Origin of the sequence: Polaribacter sp. PL03 (genome assembly GCF_033875165.1) — a bacterium.
Classification (GTDB): domain Bacteria; phylum Bacteroidota; class Bacteroidia; order Flavobacteriales; family Flavobacteriaceae; genus Polaribacter.
Map to the genome: position 1 here is coordinate 258082 of NZ_JAWZSV010000003.1, position 19496 is coordinate 277577.

Consider the following 19496-nt stretch of genomic DNA (forward strand, 5'->3'; position numbering starts at 1 on the left):
GATGGCAAAAAAGAAAAAGAATTTAATTTCAATTATTCCTGCATTTCTATTAATGGGAGCAGCGGTAGGTATTCAAACTACAGATATATTAAGGGATACTGCTATCGGTTTAATTGTAGGAATTATCGTTTACTTTTTTTTGACACGAAGAAATAAAAATATTAATAAAACAAAGTCTTAATAATGACAATTTTAGATAAAATAATAGCATTTAAAAAGAAGGAAATTGCTAAGATAAAAGCAGAAGTTCCAATTAAAAAATTAGTTGAAAGTCCAAATTTTGGAAGAGAAGTTTTTTCACTTAAAAAATCTTTATTAGAAGTTGGTTCTACAGGTATTATTGCAGAGTTTAAGCGTCAATCGCCTTCTAAAGGTATTATTAACGATAAAGCAACTATTGCAGATGTTACTAACGGATATTTAGATGCAAACGTTGCTGCACAGTCAATTTTAACAGATACTTCTTTTTTTGGAGGTACTATGGCAGATTTAATGGAGGCGAGAATTATTAATCAACAAAAACCAATTTTAAGAAAAGATTTTATTGTTGATGGTTTTCAAATTGTAGAAGCAAAAGCAATAGGAGCAGATGTAATTTTATTAATTGCTTCTTGTTTAACGGCAGCGGAATTAAAGAACTACGGAAACTTAGCAGCAGATTTAGGTTTAGAGGTTTTGTATGAGATACATACACAGCAAGATTTAGATAAAATAAATAATTTAGACAATAAAATTATAGGTATAAATAATAGAAATTTAAACACTTTTGAAGTTGATTTAGAAAACTCTATTAAGTTATCTAGTCAAATACCAGATACTTGTGTTAAGGTTTCTGAAAGTGGAATTTCTGATCCAAAAATTATTACAGGATTAAAAGAATTTGGCTTTCAAGGTTTTTTAATTGGAGAAAATTTCATGAAAACAGAGAACCCAGGAGAAGCTTGTCAAGAATTTATTAGTCAAATTAGATAAGTATGAAACTGAAAGTCTGCGGAATGAAATATGTAGAAAATATCCAAGAAGTTGCAGCATTGCAACCAGATTATTTGGGGTTTATTTTTTATGAGAAATCAAAAAGGAATTTTGAAGGAATTATTCCAGAACTTTCGAAATCTATTAAAAAAACAGGTGTTTTTGTAAATGAATATCCAGAGATTTTAATCTCTTTGGTTGAAGAATATAGCTTAGATGCTATTCAATTACATGGCGATGAATCTGTTGATTATGTAAAGGATTTAAAAAATCAGTTAGCAGAAAGAAGAGCCTTATTTATTGAAGAAAATAAGCAAATAAAAAAGAAGAAAAATCAACATTATATTTCTGAAAATGAAGTAGAGGTTATTAAGGTTTTTGGAATTAAAGATGAATTTAATTTTGATGTTTTATTGCCTTATTTAGAAGTTGTAGATTTCTTTTTGTTTGATACTAAAGGGAAAGAAAGAGGAGGAAATGGAACTAAGTTTGATTGGTCTGTTTTAGAAAAATATCCATTTGACAAACCTTTCTTTTTAAGCGGAGGAATAGGTTTAGAAGATTTAGAACAATTACAAATAATAAGAAAAACTAATTTACCAATTTATGCTGTAGATGTAAATAGTAAATTTGAAAGTAAACCAGGATTAAAAAATATTAATGAAGTAAAAAGCTTCAAGAATACATTATAATATGAAATCAAAATTTCACCCAGACAAGAATGGGTATTTTGGACAATTTGGAGGAGCGTTCATTCCAGAATTGTTACACCCAAACGTACAGGAATTAGCAGATAATTATATTCAAATTATCGAATCAGAAGAATTTCAGACAGAATATAAATCTTTATTAAAAGATTATGTTGGTAGACCAACACCTTTATATTTAGCAAAAAGATTATCTGAAAAATACGGAGCTACTATTTATTTAAAACGAGAAGATTTAAATCATACAGGTGCGCATAAAGTAAACAACACGGTTGGCCAGATTTTAATTGCGAAGAAATTAGGTAAAACTAAAATTATTGCAGAAACAGGAGCAGGACAACACGGTGTTGCTACAGCTACCGTTTGTGCTTTAATGGGATTAGATTGTACTGTTTTTATGGGTGAAAAAGATATTGTTCGTCAAGCACCAAATGTAGCCAGAATGAAAATGTTAGGAGCAAAGGTAGTTCCTGCTACAAGTGGTTCTAAAACATTAAAAGACGCTACAAATGAAGCAATAAGATATTGGATTCAGCATCCAGAAACATTTTATTTAATAGGTTCTGTTGTTGGTCCTGCACCACACCCAGATATGGTTGCTAGATTACAAGCTATAATTTCTGAAGAAATGAAATGGCAGTTAAAAGAAAAAACAGGAAAAGAAAATCCGGATACAATAATTGCTTGTGTTGGTGGAGGTAGTAATGCTGCAGGAGCTTTTTATCATTATTTAGATGATGAAGACGTTGAGTTAATTGCAGTAGAAGCAGCAGGATTAGGTGTAAATTCTGGTGAAAGTGCAGCTACATCTCAATTAGGGCAAGTGGGTATTATTCATGGAAGTAAAACTATTTTAATGCAAGATGAATATGGCCAAATAGTAGAGCCTTATTCTATTTCTGCAGGGTTAGATTACCCAGGAGTTGGCCCTTTACATGCTTTCTTATACGAAACTAAAAGAGCTAAGTTTATGAATGCAACAGATAAAGAAGCTTTAGCTGCTGCATATGAATTAACTAAAATAGAAGGAATTATACCTGCTTTAGAAACAGCGCACGCTTTGGCTGTTTTACCAAAAATTAAGTTTAAAAAAGACCAAGTTGTGGTTGTAAATTTATCTGGTAGAGGAGATAAAGATTTAGAAATTTATATTAAACACTTAGAGGATTAATGAATAGCAATATTTTAAATATTGAAAAAGAGTTATCTGGCTTAAGAAATGAGTTGAAAAATCATTCATTATATAAAAAACTACAAACTTTAGAAGATGTTAAGGTCTTTATGAAACTTCATGTTTTTGCTGTATGGGATTTTATGTCACTTCTAAAAGCTTTACAGATTAACTTAACCTGTGTTTCAATTCCTTGGGTTCCTGTTAAAAATGCAGAGTTAGCACGTTTTATTAATGAAATTACAATTGCTGAAGAGAGTGATTACGATGCAAATGGAGTAATTAAAAGTCATTTTGAGATGTATCTAACTGCTATGGGTGAAGTTGGAGCAAGTACAGCTCAAATTGATAGTTTTGTTAAAAGTATAAAATCTGGTATTTCTGTAGAACAATCATTAGAAAACTTAAATTTACCTATTGAGGTTATAGAGTTTCTAAATTTTACTTTTGATACCATTAAAACAAATAAAAGTCATATAATTGCTGCTGCTTTTACATTTGGTAGAGAAGATGTAATACCAGATATGTTTATTAATATAATAAAGAAAGCAACTATAGAAAATAATAAAAAGTATGATAGCTTTATGTATTATTTAAATAGACATATAGAGTTAGATGGAGATGAACACGGACCTTTATCATTAAAAATGATAGAAGAACTTTGTGGTAAAGACAATAAGAAGTGGGTAGAAGTTTTAGATACGGCAAAGAAAGCATTGCAGCTAAGAATTAATTTGTGGAACTCTATTGAGCAACAATTAATGAATAGAAATTAAAATTATTGATATGAATTCAATTCAAGAAATATTTCAGAAAAAAGATAAAAATTTATTATCTATTTATTTTACATGTGGTTACCCTAAATTAGATGATACTGCAAAAGTAATTTCTACACTAGAGAATAGTAAAGTAGATTTTATTGAGGTTGGTTTGCCTTATTCAGATCCTTTAGCAGACGGACCAACAATACAAGAAAGTAGTCAGAAAGCGTTAGAAAATGGTATTAACTTAGATATTATTTTCGATCAATTAATGACGATTAAAGAAACCAATAAAACACCTTTGGTTTTGATGGGATATTTAAACCAGATGCTAAAATATGGTGAAGAGAAATTCTGCCAAAAAGTAGTTGATTGTGGTATTGATACGGTTATTCTTCCAGATTTACCAATGGTTGAATTTGAAAATCATTATAAACTTTTATTTGATAAATATGGTATTACAAATGTATTTTTAATAACACCACATACATCCGAAGAAAGAATTAGAAAAATAGACTCATATTCTAAAGCATTTATTTATGTTGTTGCTTCGGCATCAATTACTGGAGCAAAAGGTGATATTTCTAGTAATCAAATTTCTTATTTCGAGAGAATTAAAGCAATGAATTTACAAAGTAAATTGATAATTGGCTTTGGTATTTCTGATAAAGAAACATTTACTACAGCCTGTAAGTATGCAAACGGAACAATAATTGGTTCTGCATTTATAAAGAATTTAGGTATAAATGGAGTTGATAAAATTGATGAATTTATTAAGCCTATAATATCATAAAAAAAAGCGAAACTTATTAAGTTTCGCTTTTTTTTTGATATTTAATAAATTTATAATGTTTTAATTAATATTACACCATTAGAACCTCTTACGCCATACTGAGCCGTTTCTGGGCCCTTTAATACTGTAACACTTTTTATGTCTGAAGGAATAATATCTTCTACACTAGAAACCGAAACTCCATTTACTATAAATAACGGGGCTGTAGAACCTTGAAAGCTACCAGCTCCACGAATTAATATAGAATTATCTGAAGACACTACTACACCAGCAACTCTACCTCTTAAGTATTCATATATATTTCTATACAGTACATTATTATTTCTTTTTGTTCTTTTACTTACAATAACTCCTTCTGTTGTAGATGCTACATCTGCACTTATTGCGTCTTTACTATATTTAACAATCATGTTTTGTTTACCATTATAAACAGCATCTTGCAAACCGTAAATAGAAGACAAAGCGCTAATTTTCTTAGGTGTTTTTCTTAACTTAACCTGAATGAAACCACTAATATTTGTAGTTTTCTTTTGCTTTATGTTATCTATAAAAATAAATGCGCCAGCAATAGGTTTGTTTGCAGTATCTTTTACAAAAATTCGTAAAGTATTTTTGTTTTTTTTCTGTGAAAAAGTATTGTAACTACCTAAAAGGAATGAAAATAAAAAAAGAATTCGAATTATTTTTTTCATAATAAAATTTTTTATAAATATAATATTTTTTTTGAAAATAAAGTTAAAACCTATTTCTAGAAGACTTAGTTTAACTTATTTTTATTAATTAACACTAATTAAATTGATATCAAAAACCAATACTGCACCTCCAGGAATTGATCCACGACCATTTATACCATAACCTAAATTATATGGAATTAATAGAATACCTTCTCCTCCTTCTTTAAAATAGGTTATTCCTTCTGTCCAACCAGCAATAACTTGGTTTAATCCAAAAGAAATTCCGTTAGAACCACTTTGGTCAAAAACACTTCCATCTAAAAAATAGCCTTTATATTTTACAGTAACGTTAGATGTACTTGTAGGTCTTGTACCATTACCTTCACTATTAATAACATAATATAAACCAGAATTTGTTCTAGTTGCGTCTAGATCGTTGTCTTCTATGTATTTAACAATATCTGCTTCAGTTTGAGGTATGAAATTATTTTTTTCTGAATTACAAGAAGAGAAAATAATTATTGAGAATAATAAATATAAATATGATTTCATTTTTTTGTTTTATTGAAGTTTCAGCGAATATACTTTGATTATTTTTAATATACTTTCTCTCCGTTTAAATAAGTTGCAGCAGCTTTTGTTTTAGGAATTTCACTTCCTGAAACCGTCATCATATCTTGATTTAAAATTACGAAATCTGCAAATTTACCAACTTCAATAGAACCTTTTTCTTCTTCTTCAAAATTAGAATATGCAGCCCAAATTGTCATCCCCTTTAAGGTTTCTTCTCTTGTTAATACATTATCCATTTGAAACCCATCTTTAGGATAGTTCTCTAAATCTTTTCTTATACTAGCTGCATAAAATGTTAAAAACGGATTTACTTGTTCTACAGGAAAATCTGTTCCTAAAGCAATTTTACCGTATTTATTTAACAAATCTTTAAAAGCATAAGCTCCTTTCATTCTTTTACTTCCTATTCTATCTGCAGCCCAATACATATCTGAAGTAGCGTGTGTTGGTTGTACAGATGGTAAAATATTATCAAAATGATCAAAATCTTCTTCAGAAATTATTTGTGCATGTTCAATTCTCCAACGTCTGTTTTTTGCATCTTTTAAAACATCTTTGTAAGTTTTAAGCATCCAAGTATTTGCAGAATCGCCAATTGCGTGCGTGTTCATTTGGTATTCTGAAGCTGCTATTTGTTTTGCAATTTCTCTATATCTTTCTGGGGCATATATTAGCGCACCAAAATGATTTTCTCTATCTGAGTAAGATGAGCGCATTGCAGCACCTCTAGAGCCTAAAGCACCATCGCCATAGACTTTAAAAGAACGTACATTTAATCTATCTGTTTTAATAATACCTTTTTTAATATAATAATCTATTTGGGCTTGTTTATCACCAGAAACCATAGCGTAAACTCGCATTTTTAAAATTTTATTTGTTTGTAAATCATCTATTAATTCTATCGTTTCTCTATCTAAACCAGCATCATCAACAGTTGTTAATCCGTATGAAAAAGATATTTTTTCAGCATCTAATAAACCTTTAATAGCTGCTTCTCTTGATGTTTCTGGTAATTTTATAAAATCCATTGCAGCATCAATTAAAACACCAGAGATTTCTCCGTCCTTTAACATAATTTCTCCTCCAGAAATTTTTGTGTCTTTTGTTATTCCGGCTAAATCAATTGCAGCCTGATTTACCAATAATGCATGTCCATCAACTCTACCAACAGCAACAGGAATTGTTGGAAATAAGATGTCTAGTTTCTCTTTTGTAGGAAATTCTTTTACTTCCCAATCATTTTGATCCCAACCACGACCTGTAATAAAAGTGGTGTTTTTTTCTTTTTGAAAATCTACTAATTTCTGCAATACTTCATCGTAACTTTTTGTGCCTTCTAAAGATACTTTTTGTTGCTGCAAGCCCATTCTATAAAAATGGCAATGTGCATCAATTAAACCAGGAACAATTGTTTGGTTTTTTGCATCTACAATATTTTTAGACTCATATTTACCGGTAATTTCTTCATTTTTACCAACCGCTATAAACACACCGTCTTTAACAGCGAAAGCAGCAGCTTTGTCAAAATTATTATTTACAGTATAGGTGTTCGAGTTAATAATTATTAGATCTACTTTTTCTTTATCGCAAGAAAAAATAGAGAAGATGGTAACTAAAAGTAAAAGGCTTTTTTTCATTTTTTTATTCTTTAATTTATGAGTTTATATACATAATGTATGCACAGTACATTAATAAAAATTGTAATGGAATTCTAATATAAGCAACTTTCTTAGAGCCAATTGCTGGTCTAATTTTACTGGCATCCCAAATGTGAATTGGAAGAAAAAGTATCATTAATATAAAAATACCTAAGGCTGCATTTTTTACAGTTAAAGATAGGAATAAACCAAAACCTAAAAGGAATTCAATAACTCCAAAAATATAGTTAATTGCTAGTTTTGGAAGAAATTCTGGAATAAAGTTTTTGAAAACTTTAGGTTTTATAATGTGCATAATTCCTGCAAAACAAAAAAGTATTCCGAATAGAATTCTTAAAATAAGTATTAGAACTTCCATAGAAATTATTGTTTTATTAGAGTGTTTTTATATAAATACTTGTCCATTAAATAAACAATACTTGCCATAGAAGCACTACCTAATTCTAGTTCGCGTTTGTTTACTTTGTCAAAAGTATCGCTACTTGTATGATGATAATCGAAATAACGTTGGCTATCTGGTCTGTAACCAACCAAAGTAACTCCATCTCCTTTTAACGGAGAAATATCTGCACCAGAACCACCTTTATCTAAATTATGCAGGCCATAAGGCGATAATAATTTTTTCCAGCTTTGTAAAAGTTTTGTATTTGAAGAATTTGCTTGAATAGAAAAACCTCTTGGTGTATGGCCACCAGCATCCGACTCTAAACCACCAATATGGTTTTCTTTGTTAAATTTAGCTAACTCTGCATATTTTTTTGCTCCACGAGTTCCGTTTTCTTCATTCATAAAGAAGACAATTCTAATGGTGTTTTTTGGTTTTATATTATTTTTTTTGAATAAATATGCAACTTCTAATGATTGTACAATTCCTGTACCATCATCATGTGCACCTTCACCCAAGTCCCAAGAATCTAAATGACCACCAACAACAAAAACATTTTCTGGAGTTTCTGTGCCTCTAATTTCACCAACAACATTAAAGGAAGCTGCGTCTGGTAAAGTTTTACAACTTTGTTTAAAATAGAATTTTAAATTAGGATTTTTCTCTAAATCTGTACTTAAGATATTTGCAGCATTACTACTAATTGCAGCTGCAGGTATGTGCTGTTCTTTTGGTAAATCGTTGTAAGTCATGGTTCCTGTATGAGGAAAATCATCTACAGAATTTGTCATAGAGCGAACAATTACACCTTTTGCACCAAATTGGCCACAGATTGCTGCACCTTGCACTCGTTGGTCTACACAACCACCATAAGCACTAAATGTATTTATTAATGTATTGTCAAAAGGTCTATTGAAAAACACAATTTTACCTTCCATTTTTTTACCTAAAGCTTTTGCTTCATCAAGAGATTTTACTTCTAAAACTTCTGCTAAAATACCTGTATTTGGTGTTGCAATAGAAAAGCCTAAAGCACAAATTGGCACATTTTTTTGAATTCCGTTAGTTGTGTAAGTTGCTATTTCTTTTTCTCCTCGAACCCAATGAGGCACCATAACTGGCTGTAACCAAACAGAATCTAAACCTACTTCGTTCATTATCTTTTCTCCCCAAATAACTGCTTTTGCAGCTTCTGGGGAACCAGATAATCTACCACCAATATTCTTAGTTAAGTCTCTTAACCATTCGTAAGACTTACCTTCTTTTAAAACGCTATTAAATAAAGTTTTAATGTGTGTTGAATCTATTTTTTCTTCCGAAGAAAAACCTTTAGCTATTTTTTCTTCTGTTTTTTTATTACAAGAAAGTATACACAAAGAAATAGTAGTTAGAAGTAGTAGTTTTTTCATGAATTTAGAGTTTAGTTCGCTCTAAAATTACGAAAATGAAATGAGAATTTAGATTATTTAAATTTCATTTATTTTTTTTTCAGCTTCATTATACAACAACCTATATTTTTTAAAGTTTTCTTTTGACATCGATTTTAATTCAGAAACAATTTCTTGTAATAATTCTTTAGCCTTTTCTTTCTTATTATTTCGAATATAGAAGTTCGATAATTCTAATCTTTGTTCGTAATTAGAATACCTTTTATCAATCTTTAAAAGCATATTTTCTGCTTTTTCAACGAATCCTTTTTGCTCTAATGCTAAGCCGTATAAATAAAAGGTTTCTTTAAAATCTTTTTCTAAATTTATTTTTTCTGAATATTGAATAACTTTTTCGAAATTTTGGACTTCAAAATAGCATGTAATTAGCTTATTTAAAGTGTAAGGTTCTTCTTTAAAATTACCTTCTAATGCAGCTTCATAATTAAGAATTGCATTGTTAAAATCTTTATTTTGATGATATGCATCTGCAAGATTAATTTTATTCTGAAAAGTATTAGAAAAGGTTAATTCTTGTTGTAAATTATTAATTTTCTTGGTTGGGTTTACAATATTTGTAATTTCTTCTGTAATAGAATTTACATCTTTTTTATTGATAACTTGTGTAATTAAGTACACAATACAACCTAATAAAGGAATGAAAAAGATAATAAAAAACCAATAGTAGCTGCTTCTGTTTTTGTAAGCATGGTATAGACAATAGGCTTGTAAGCCAAGAATAAAGTAGTAATAAAGCATTTGTAAATATAATTATTTTAAAAGCTACTTAATAAAGGTAATTCTTAAAAATCGAACTTATAAGTAAAGCCTCCTAAAATTTGAAAACCTTGTGTATTAAAATTAGCAAAACGTTCATAATTTGCATTTAAGACATTATTTAATCTTAAAAAAGCAGAAAACTTATCATTAAAATGATAACCACCATTTAAATTTACATCTACAAAAGATGTTAAAGTTTCTACACCACTTATACTAGAAGGAAATTCTGCATTATACAAAACATCTTTACGTTCGTCTACATAAAAAATATTTGAAGTTGCATACCATTTATTTCTTTTATATTTTGCTAAGAAAGAACCTTGTAAACTAGGTAGATTCCAATTTTCTAAAGCATTTGTAGTTGTATAATTGTCATATTGTACTTGTGTAGAAAGGGTAAGGTTTTTATTGTAAATGTATTCTATCTCAGCAAAAATAGAGGTAGATTTTACATCATCATAATAAATACCGTAAGAATTTCCATATTCATAACCTTTTAAAACTTGTCCGTTAGAAACTGTTGTTGTTCCATTAGATTTAGAGTTATTTCTTAAAAACAAAGGTTTGTCTTCTTCCTTTTTTAAGCTTCCTTTTAAATTGTAACTAATATCTCTGGTTATATTTCCTTTTAAGCCAATAAAGAAGTTTGATGTTTCTGCTGTTTGAGTAATTAGTAGTGTGGGAGAAATATACGGATTTTCCTCTGTAAATTCTTTATAAGTATTTGTTTTTAGATTACCTGTTAAACCACCATAAGTATAAACGTATTTATTAAGAATAGTAGCTTGTATAAATAAATCTGGAAATACAAATAAATTGGTAATATCGTTTTCGGTATCTAAGGAAACAAATGTTTTTAAGCCAGCTTTTAAAGAAAAGTTGTTATACTGTATTTTATATTCAGGAATAATTTTTACAGTAATTTGATTGTAATCGATTGTACTAGAGTTATTATAAGTAGTTTCGAAACTTCCTTTAAGAAACTCTAAACCGGTATCTATAGAAAGGTCATTAAAATTACTATTTAGAAAGTCTAATGGTAAATTTAATTTTGCATTAAACTTAGCTAGTATTTCTGTACTTTTAAAATTATCTGTAAAATAAGAAGCAAAAACTTTACCATAGTCAATGTAAGAATCATGAAATTTAAAATCTCCTGTTAGCTTTAAATAACTATAATTTTGAGCTTCATCAATTGAGTTTATAACAGCGTCTGTAAACACTTTGTCTTGCGGTAAGCCATACCAATTATAATTGTTTCTTTCAGCGTCTAAACTTACCTTCCAATCAAAATACCTTTCTTCGTGTTTAAAAAAAGCAGCAGTACTAAAGTTTAAAAAATTACTATTTAAAGCAGAACTTCTAACATTTTCTTCGGAAGCACTATATTTTGCATGTATGCCATATTCATAGTCGAAACGAGTATTCTTATAAATAAATAACTCTGCATAAGGACTTGCATAATTACCAAAACCAGCAGCTAAATAATTATTATATATTCTTTCTTTTACACCAACATTAATTCCTTTTACAACACCGCTTTTAGGAACAAATGTAGAAGCAACAGGAGCAGAGAAAATGGTGTAGTTAAGTTTTTTCTTGTCGCTTTTTTTTAGCAATTTAATAATAGGATCGTTTTTTATCTTTTTTGCGTCTGCAATTTTAGGGTTGTATTTTGTAATTACATTTACAACCTCTGTTTCTACAATAGTATCTTTCTTTTTTTCTTGCGCATTAGCAACAAAAGAAAGTGCACCAATTAAAATAACATAAATAAGAAAGCCTCTTTTCATTAGTTCTTTTTTTCTGGAGTTACTGAATTGTTTGTTTTGGCTTCGTTTTCTTTAATAGCATCAAGCTCTAATTGTGCATCTTTTATAATATCATCAAACTGTTTAAAGTTTTTAATTACATTTTCTAATACAAAAGTAGCTTGATATATATCTTTTAAACCGTAATAATTTTTACCCATTACCACATAACTCTTTACCGCCCAATATTTATAAGTAGCATATTTTGCAATTAATTTCTGAACAATTTTGTTAGATTCTTCATACTTTTTTTGCTGGCTTTTAAAATAAGCGTTGTAATATAAAGCTTCTGCTTTTAACTCTCCGTTTGCTGTTTTTTCTATCTGAGTATAATATTGTTCGGCAGTTACAAAATCTTCATTTTTAATAGAAGCTCTCGCAATAATTGTATTTGCATCACTTTCTAATGTAGTCTCTATTTTGTCTCTCTGTAATAACTTTTTAGCATATTCTATAGCCAAATCATACGCTTCGGTTTCATAATAACCTTTCATTAGATTACTCTGTGCAAATAAGGTATTCTCTAAAATATAAGCCTCTTGCTCTAATTTATCTAAAAGAGGAAGTGCACTTGTAAAATCATTTTTATTTAAATAAATCTGGGCTAATTTATTAAGAGAATCTTCTGTATAATCAGAATTTTTTTCATCAATAATAAATTGATAATACGTAATAGCTTTTTTATATTCTTTTACTTTAAAAAAGATATCTGCCAAGTAATAATAAGCTTTCATTTTATGATTTCCGTTAGGAAAATCTATAGTATATTTTTGAAGGCTTCCTATAATATCTTCACCAACTCTAGACTCTAAATATTTTTTTTCGGCAACAGCAAAAGTAGTATTGTCTAATTCAGAATTTGTAAAGTTTATAAATTTTAAGGTAGAAATCCAATTTACATAATCTTCTAAATTTCCTTCTTCAATATATACATTCCTAGCATTTGCAACGGCTTCTATAGCATCTGGAGAATTAGGGAATTTTGCAGCAACATCTTTATATTTTATTATAGATTGTGCGTTTTGATTGTCATTAAAATAAAGCAAACCTTGTCTTAATAAAGCCCTAGATAAAAAGATACTTTTAGGATGTTTTTCTAACAATCTATCATATGCCAAATGTGCGTTTTTATGATCTTTTAGCTTAGAATATGTATTACCAATTTGGTACAAAGCATCATCTTTTAAATTAGAAACTTGGTAATCATTTATCACTTTTTTTAATGAAGCAATTTTGTTTTTATTTTCATCAATAAAACCATAACTCATTCCTATTTGATAGGCTGCGTAATCTGCACCTAAACCAAAATTGTCTGTAACTTTTTTATATGTAGAAATTGCTTTCTTATAATTAGTTGTGGCGAAGTAGCTATCTCCTAAACGAATTAAGGCATCATATTTTAAGGCATCTGAAATTGTATCTTTTTTTAAGAAATCTTTAAATGAAATTGCTGCATTTTCATATTCTTTTAACTTAAAATAACTATAACCAATATTGTAGTCTACTAATTCGAAATCGTCTATTTTTTCAGATTTTAAAAACTTATTTAAGACAATAAACTTTGTTAAAGCATCTTTATATTTTCCTAACCTGTAAATTGTTTCAGCTTCCCAGTATTGCGCTCTTTGGTTTATTTCTGTATTTATAGATTTTTTTCCTTCAACAAAATAAGAAAGTGCTTCTGTATATTTATTTTCATTAAATAATTGAATACCTCTGTAAAGAGAAACTTCTAAAGTTAACGCTATGTTTTCTTTAGATTTTTTTTCTGATAAGAATGTTAAAGCACCTGTATAATCTTGCTGATTTAAAAAAGATGAAACCACCAATTCATTTATTTCTTTGTACGCTCTAGATTTAGGATAAGTCTTTAGGTAATTCTGTAAAACTTCAGAAACTGGCTCAAAAGGATTTCCTTCTTCATAACTTAATTTTGCGTAATTTAAAGCTGCATCTTCTTTAATATTTCTATCAAAAGCCATTTTAGAAGCAGACTTAAAAGCATTTAATGCTTCAGCTTTTTTATCTAAATTCATATAACACTCCCCTAAATGATAATAGGCATTTTGGGCAACTGTGTTTTTTTCGTCTATAATTTTATTAAAGTTATTTACAGCATTTTCAAAATCGTTTTGTTTGTAATATGCATAACCTAGTTGGTAAAAATCTGTATTAAACCATTTTCCTTTGGTACCTTTATATCCTTTTAAGTAAGGAATAGCTTCTGCATATTTTTTAAGGTTAAAATAACTTTCGCCAATAATTTTAGAAACATCAGATTTAAATTTTCTATCCATTGTTGGCAATAACTTTAAACCAACATCTATACAACGCTTAAATTTACCTGCTTTAAAACTAATATCTAATAAATAGTAAGAAATTTCTGCTCTATAAGAATCATTATCTGCAATTTCTTTTAAAGTAGATTCTGCAATACCATAATCTTCTAATTTATAAGAAATAAAACCATAATAATATCTAGAGTCATTTCCATATTTAGCATCGTTTATTAAAGGTAAAAAACGTGGTTTTGCTAAAGTGTAGTTATTGGTTACTAGAAAACAGTATCCCATTTTAAAATTTAACTCTTTCTTATTTTCATTAGAAAGGTCATCAATATTTACTTTTTTAAACCATTTTAAAGCATAAGAAGCTCTTTTGTTAGCAAAATAATAATTTGCTACATTGTAAAAAGCAGCATTTTTTTTACTACTATTTGGGTTCTCTTCAACAAAATTTAGTACTTTTTTATCGGCATCTGGCTGGTTTAATTTTATGGCACACATGGCTTCATAGTAACCTGCATTTGCTTTTAGATTAGAACCAATAGAAGCATCTTCATTAACTTTATTAAAAGTTTTTTGAGCAGCAGCATATGCTTTTGTGTTGTATAGTTTTAAAGCATTGTTATATGCAGTTAAACTTGTTGCATCTGCAATTGTCTGTTGCGAAAAAGAATTGTTTGCAACAAAGAAGATACATAAAGAAAGAATCAGTTTTTTTAAAAAACGATATTTCATAGAGTTAATTTTATTCTCAAAATGGATAACGAACAATTTCTTAATTTGTTTGATAGATGAACAAAAAAATATCACAATTTTAGTCAAAAATAAGAATTGTTGTCATTTCATAGTAAAAAATCATCAGAAACTTTTAAGTTTGTAGAAACTACTTAATATTATGAGCAATCTTGTTTTACAGTTAGAAAATGCAGAAATTTATCAAAGAGATAATTTGGTGCTTTCTAAAGTGAATTTAACCATTAATAAAGGAGATTTCTACTATTTAATAGGGAAAACAGGAAGTGGAAAAAGTAGTTTAATGAAGACTTTATATGGCGATTTACGTTTGCAAAAAGGTACAGGAAGTATTGTTAATTTTGATTTAAAAGAATTAAAAGAAAAAGAAATTCCGTTTTTAAGAAGAAAAATAGGAATTGTTTTTCAAGATTTTAAGTTATTAAACGATAGAAACGTTTTCGACAACTTAAAATTTGTATTAAAAGCAACTGGTTGGAAAGACCAAGAGCTTATGAAAAATAAGATTCATGAAGTTTTAGATAAAGTAGGTTTAAAGGCTGAATTTGATAAAAAACCATTTGAACTTTCTGGAGGAGAACAACAAAGAGTTGCTATTGCAAGAGCTCTTTTAAATGACCCAGAATTAATTTTAGCAGATGAGCCAACAGGTAATTTAGATCCAAAAACATCTATGGAAGTGATGGAACTTTTAAATGATATTCATAAAAGTGGAAAAACCATTTTAATGGCTACACACGATTATCAATTAATAGTAAAATTTAAGCAAAAGACCTTAAAATGTGAAGGTGGTGAGTTGTTTGAAGTTGCACAACAAGCTACAGTTTAAAAAGAATAGCAATTATTTTCTTTGCGTTTTCTGTAGTGTTAAAATTAAATAATTTTTTTTGACGTGCTTCTATTTGTAAATCAGTATAATTTGTTGCAAATAACTTTTCTGTTATTCTTAAAACTTCATTTTTTGTATTGGCCAACTCGCATAAGTGTTCTAAACCAGTATCTTCTATCATTTTAGTATTTGCAATAATGTGTTTTCCTTGATAGAGCGCATTTAATAATTTTAATTTTATGCCCGTTTTCTGATAAGTGAAAAGTGTATTTATATGTGCATCGTTCAATAATTCTTCTAACTCTCTTTGAGTAGGAATGTCATTGAAATAAATATTTTCATATTTATTTACAGAAGCTAAAATTAATTTGTTCTTACAACTACTAGCTATTACAAACTTAAAAGAAGATTCTTTATAAACATCTATTAAAAACAATGCAACTCTAACATTATCTGCAACTCTTAAATCGCCATGATATAGAATAAATGTTCCTTTTTTGTAATTATTTTCTATTTTTTTTGTTTGATGAAAAACCGGAATATAAGACGCTTTTTTACCATAAATTTTAGAGAAATAGTTTTGTTCAAATGGTGAAATTGTAAAAATACCGGTCGTTTTTTTTAAAATATCCTCAAACCTTTTTAGTTTGAGAGCCTCAATATAAAAGAACGTCTTTTTAAATAAATTAGGTTCACTTTTAGACAATCCTAAAAAGTAATCATGTTCTATATTGTGTGTTCTTACGTATGTGTTTGTAAAATTGAATTTAGTAAGCGGATATGCAGTATGTAAACCTTCAAAAATTATTGGTAACTCTAAGTTTTTAAGGTTATTAATTAACTTATTACAACTTCTGCTTTTAACTCTAAAAGGTAAAATAGAAAACAAAGATAAGAAGCTATTTTTTCTTTTGTAGTAATAAACTTTTTTACAATATTTTTCTAAATTTGGTTGTTTCTCCTTTTTATCAAAAATATAAGTGTGTAAATAAATAGCAACACCTAACTTATGTAATTCTTTTATTTTATAGAAAACATCTATAATACCACCATAATTTGGAGGATAAGGAATATCGAAAGAAACAAGATGTATGCTTTTTTTCATAAAAGACAAATGTAAAATTTAAAAAATGAATACATTTAGACTTTCTAAAAGAATTATGAATATCAATAGAACAGAGATTGCAGATTTAATATATAATAAGATTATAGAAAATAGAAGCGCCATAAAAACTCAATTTTTAAAGACAAATGAGACTGTTGGTTATTTTTTTATGGATGATTTATTACCTACTGAATTAGCTCTTGAAATTCATGCGAAATTTCCTACGACAGAAGAAGCTGTAAAAAGAAAAAATATAAGAGAGTTTAAGTTTACTGCTTTTCAAATGAATAATTACAATAGTCTTTTAGAGGAAGTAATTTATGCTTTTCAAGATGAAAGAATAATTCAATTAATTTCAGAAATTTGTAATTTAGAAGCAGTTTATGGAGATGAAAATTTATACGCTGGTGGTTTATCTTTAATGGGAAAAGATAATTTTCTGAATCCGCATTTAGATAACTCTCACGATAAAGACAGAAAAAGATGGCGTGTTTTAAATTTATTATATTACGTTACACCTAATTGGACACTCGAAAATGGTGGTAATTTAGAAATTTGGCCAGAAGGTTTAAAAAAGAAGCAAACTACTATAGAAAGTAAGTTTAATAGGTTGGTTGTTATGACAACGCATCAAAAATCTTGGCACTCTGTAAGTAAGGTTTTAAAGGATGATGTAAGGTGTTGTGTCTCTAATTATTATTTTTCTGATACACCTTTTCTAAACTCAGATACATTTCATATTACAACCTTTAGAGGAAGATCTTCAGAAAAAATAAAAGATATTTTCTTAAGAATAGATAATGGTTTGCGATCTAATATGCGCAGATTATTTAAAAAAGGAGTTAGAGAAAACCCACATCAATATAAAAAATAATTATTTTAAATTATTAAAGATAGTAAGTAACTTATCTTCTTGTTTTTCCCAGATCAACTCTTTTTTTGCCAGTTTTAATTCTTTGGTAAAATCTTTGTTTAAAATTTGATTAATTTGAAAAGCTATTTTTTTTGGGGTTCTATCAACAACTATTTCACCAACATTATACTTATTTATAATCTTACTCATTTCTGGTAAATCAGATACTAAAACAGGAACTTCTGCCTGTATATAATCAAAGATTTTATTGGGCAATGCAAATCGATAATTTAACCCTAAATCTTCTTCTAAACTTATTCCTAAATCTGCAAGCGGAGTTAATTTATATAATTCATTAGGTGCCATTTTACCTAAGAAAACAACGTTTTTACTTTGTTGGTCTAAAGTATTTTGTTTTTTTAAATGCTTATAAATATCACCATCACCAATAATAACTAAAATATGATTCTCTAAGAATTTCATAGCAGCTATTATTAACTCTAAACCACGCCCAATATTAATAGCACCTTGATATAATATTACTTTTTTTGTTGTTTTTTCAAAAGGAAAACTTCCTAATTCGATTTCTTTTTTAGTAGGAAGATTCATTATTGTTTTAAAAGAACTATTGTATTCCTCTTTATAAAATTGTGCAATACTATTGCAAACAGTGTAGTTGTTTTTTAATTTTGGTAACATCCACTTTTCTAGAGCAAGCCACACTTTTTTTACCTTTGGTCTGTTTACTAGTTCTGGTATTTCGGGAAAAAGCTCATGGCTATCAAAAACAATTTTTTTGTTTAGAATTTTACCTACCAAGTAATTAGGTAATAACGTATCTAAATCATTAGATAATAAGATATCTTTTTTTGTAAACAATAAATATAAAAAAAGGCGGAAGTTATATTCTGCAAAGAAAAGAAAGCCACTATTAAAAAATAAATTAAATCTTTTAGTCTTATAATTGCGGTTTAATTTCTTACTATTATTAAGTTTCCTCCCAATAAGTAGAACGTTAAAATTATTATTTGTTAATGTGTTACATACTTTAGCGACTCTTTGGTCTGTAGATAAATCGTTTGTAACGGTAACAATAACTCTTTTCAAATTAAATATTTTTTGTGCAATATAAAAACATTAATTTTAATTAATGATACTAAACTTATTTCCGCATAAAAAACATTCGTATAATTTGATTATTAAGAAAGACATCCTTTTAGTCTGTTTAATTTATTATATTCGCAGTATATTAATTAGAATTGTGTAAAAAGTATAAAGTCTTTCGCTTTTTTTTATTTATAAAATAAAATAGATTTAAATTTTTGTAAATCAGATTTAATGCTTTAATTCAAAATAGATAAAACATATGAGTAAATGTCCCTCATGTAAATCTGGTCATAAAAAAAGAATAGCTAGAGGTTCTTTTTTAAAAGTTCTTTTTAACGCCAAGATTTACAAATGCAATGAATGTAAAGTTAAGTATCTAAAAATTCCTTTTTTACCAACATCTATAATTATTAAAAAAGGGAATAACAATAAGTAAATAAAAAACATATTTTAAAAAATAAAAACCTCTAACTATTAATAGTTAGAGGTTTTTTAATAATAAGTAGACGCTGTTATTTTAATTATACTATTTAACTAACCCAAAAGCTTCAAGCAATTAAGAAAACAATTTTATTTAGTAGTTAATTAGAGTTTAAAATGTCTGGTTATAATAAATTAACGTACAATAATATTAAAAATAATAACCTCTTTATAGTTCTATTAAAAGGAATGCAATAAGAGGGAATTATGTTAAAATAAAATTAGTAAAAAATTGAATTATTAACGGTCTACCGTTTACACAAATAATCTTTTTAGTTTTTTAGATTTTTTAATCTACTTCAGGTCTATTATAAGAGATAATTTAAAATTTCTCTTTGCTAATAGGGCAATTTGCATATTCTATAATACATC

The 19496-nt window shown here is 27.9% G+C and carries 18 protein-coding genes; 8 read left to right on the forward strand and 10 right to left on the reverse strand.

The window, feature by feature from the left end:
* Position 1: 1 nt before the first annotated feature.
* Genes SHK09_RS07265 through trpA form a run of 6 tightly spaced genes read left to right on the forward strand, consistent with a single transcriptional unit; the run spans position 2 to position 4404 of the window.
* Positions 2 to 181 carry a hypothetical protein gene (locus tag SHK09_RS07265; protein ID WP_319810121.1) on the forward strand — a complete coding sequence of 60 codons (180 nt, stop codon included), beginning with the start codon at positions 2 to 4 and terminating at the stop codon, positions 179 to 181.
* A gap of 2 nt (positions 182 to 183) precedes the next feature.
* Positions 184 to 972, forward strand: a complete 789-nt coding sequence (gene trpC / locus SHK09_RS07270; protein ID WP_319810122.1) for an indole-3-glycerol phosphate synthase TrpC — start codon at positions 184 to 186, stop codon at positions 970 to 972.
* 2 nt (positions 973 to 974) lie between these two features.
* Positions 975 to 1664, forward strand: a complete 690-nt coding sequence (locus SHK09_RS07275; RefSeq protein WP_319810123.1) for a phosphoribosylanthranilate isomerase — start codon at positions 975 to 977, stop codon at positions 1662 to 1664.
* Between the two features lies 1 nt (position 1665).
* Positions 1666 to 2850 carry a tryptophan synthase subunit beta gene (trpB, locus tag SHK09_RS07280; protein WP_319810124.1) on the forward strand — a complete coding sequence of 395 codons (1185 nt, stop codon included), beginning with the start codon at positions 1666 to 1668 and terminating at the stop codon, positions 2848 to 2850.
* On the forward strand, positions 2850 to 3626 hold the full coding sequence (locus SHK09_RS07285; protein ID WP_319810125.1) for a DUF3050 domain-containing protein: 777 nt from the start codon (positions 2850 to 2852) through the stop codon (positions 3624 to 3626). The genes trpB and SHK09_RS07285 overlap by 1 nt, the downstream gene beginning before the upstream one ends.
* Before the next feature lie 10 nt (positions 3627 to 3636).
* Positions 3637 to 4404, forward strand: coding sequence for a tryptophan synthase subunit alpha (gene trpA, locus SHK09_RS07290; protein WP_319810126.1), 768 nt, complete (start codon positions 3637 to 3639; stop codon positions 4402 to 4404).
* A gap of 50 nt (positions 4405 to 4454) precedes the next feature.
* Here the strand turns inward: trpA and SHK09_RS07295 are convergent, their stop codons facing one another.
* From SHK09_RS07295 to SHK09_RS07330, 8 genes are all read right to left on the reverse strand, one after another.
* Positions 4455 to 5096, reverse strand: a complete 642-nt coding sequence (locus SHK09_RS07295) for a TonB-dependent receptor plug domain-containing protein (protein WP_319810127.1) — start codon at positions 5094 to 5096, stop codon at positions 4455 to 4457.
* 84 nt (positions 5097 to 5180) lie between these two features.
* Positions 5181 to 5630, reverse strand: coding sequence for an FKBP-type peptidyl-prolyl cis-trans isomerase (locus SHK09_RS07300; RefSeq protein ID WP_319810128.1), 450 nt, complete (start codon positions 5628 to 5630; stop codon positions 5181 to 5183).
* Positions 5631 to 5674: 44 nt separating this feature from the next.
* Complete coding sequence (locus tag SHK09_RS07305) at positions 5675 to 7288, reverse strand: amidohydrolase (RefSeq protein ID WP_319810129.1); 1614 nt, start codon at positions 7286 to 7288, stop codon at positions 5675 to 5677.
* A 16-nt stretch (positions 7289 to 7304) separates the two neighbouring features.
* Positions 7305 to 7667: a MauE/DoxX family redox-associated membrane protein gene (locus SHK09_RS07310; RefSeq protein ID WP_319810130.1), complete on the reverse strand. Its 363-nt coding sequence runs from the start codon at positions 7665 to 7667 to the stop codon at positions 7305 to 7307.
* Positions 7668 to 7672: 5 nt separating this feature from the next.
* Positions 7673 to 9103 (reverse strand): M20/M25/M40 family metallo-hydrolase, encoded by a 1431-nt coding sequence (locus SHK09_RS07315; protein ID WP_319810131.1) that lies wholly within the window; start codon positions 9101 to 9103, stop codon positions 7673 to 7675.
* Positions 9104 to 9160: 57 nt separating this feature from the next.
* Complete coding sequence (locus tag SHK09_RS07320) at positions 9161 to 9880, reverse strand: hypothetical protein (protein ID WP_319810132.1); 720 nt, start codon at positions 9878 to 9880, stop codon at positions 9161 to 9163.
* A gap of 44 nt (positions 9881 to 9924) precedes the next feature.
* Positions 9925 to 11694 (reverse strand): TonB-dependent receptor, encoded by a 1770-nt coding sequence (locus SHK09_RS07325; RefSeq protein WP_319810133.1) that lies wholly within the window; start codon positions 11692 to 11694, stop codon positions 9925 to 9927.
* Entirely contained in the window at positions 11694 to 14732 is a 3039-nt protein-coding gene (locus SHK09_RS07330) for a tetratricopeptide repeat protein (RefSeq protein WP_319810134.1), read from the reverse strand. The genes SHK09_RS07325 and SHK09_RS07330 overlap by 1 nt, the downstream gene beginning before the upstream one ends.
* Positions 14733 to 14892: 160 nt before the next feature.
* On the opposite strand from SHK09_RS07330, the gene SHK09_RS07335 reads away from it, so the two are divergent.
* On the forward strand, positions 14893 to 15579 hold the full coding sequence (locus tag SHK09_RS07335; RefSeq protein WP_319810135.1) for a cell division ATP-binding protein FtsE: 687 nt from the start codon (positions 14893 to 14895) through the stop codon (positions 15577 to 15579).
* On the opposite strand, the gene SHK09_RS07340 is transcribed toward SHK09_RS07335, so the two are convergent.
* Positions 15569 to 16684 carry a hypothetical protein gene (locus SHK09_RS07340; RefSeq protein ID WP_319810136.1) on the reverse strand — a complete coding sequence of 372 codons (1116 nt, stop codon included), beginning with the start codon at positions 16682 to 16684 and terminating at the stop codon, positions 15569 to 15571. The genes SHK09_RS07335 and SHK09_RS07340 overlap by 11 nt on opposite strands.
* 25 nt (positions 16685 to 16709) lie before the next feature.
* Between SHK09_RS07340 and SHK09_RS07345 the strand changes: the two genes are divergently transcribed.
* Positions 16710 to 17558: a 2OG-Fe(II) oxygenase gene (locus tag SHK09_RS07345; RefSeq protein WP_319810137.1), complete on the forward strand. Its 849-nt coding sequence runs from the start codon at positions 16710 to 16712 to the stop codon at positions 17556 to 17558.
* Here SHK09_RS07345 and SHK09_RS07350 read toward each other — a convergent pair whose 3' ends face one another.
* Positions 17559 to 18644 (reverse strand): glycosyltransferase, encoded by a 1086-nt coding sequence (locus tag SHK09_RS07350; RefSeq protein WP_319810138.1) that lies wholly within the window; start codon positions 18642 to 18644, stop codon positions 17559 to 17561.
* Positions 18645 to 19496 lie beyond the last annotated feature (852 nt).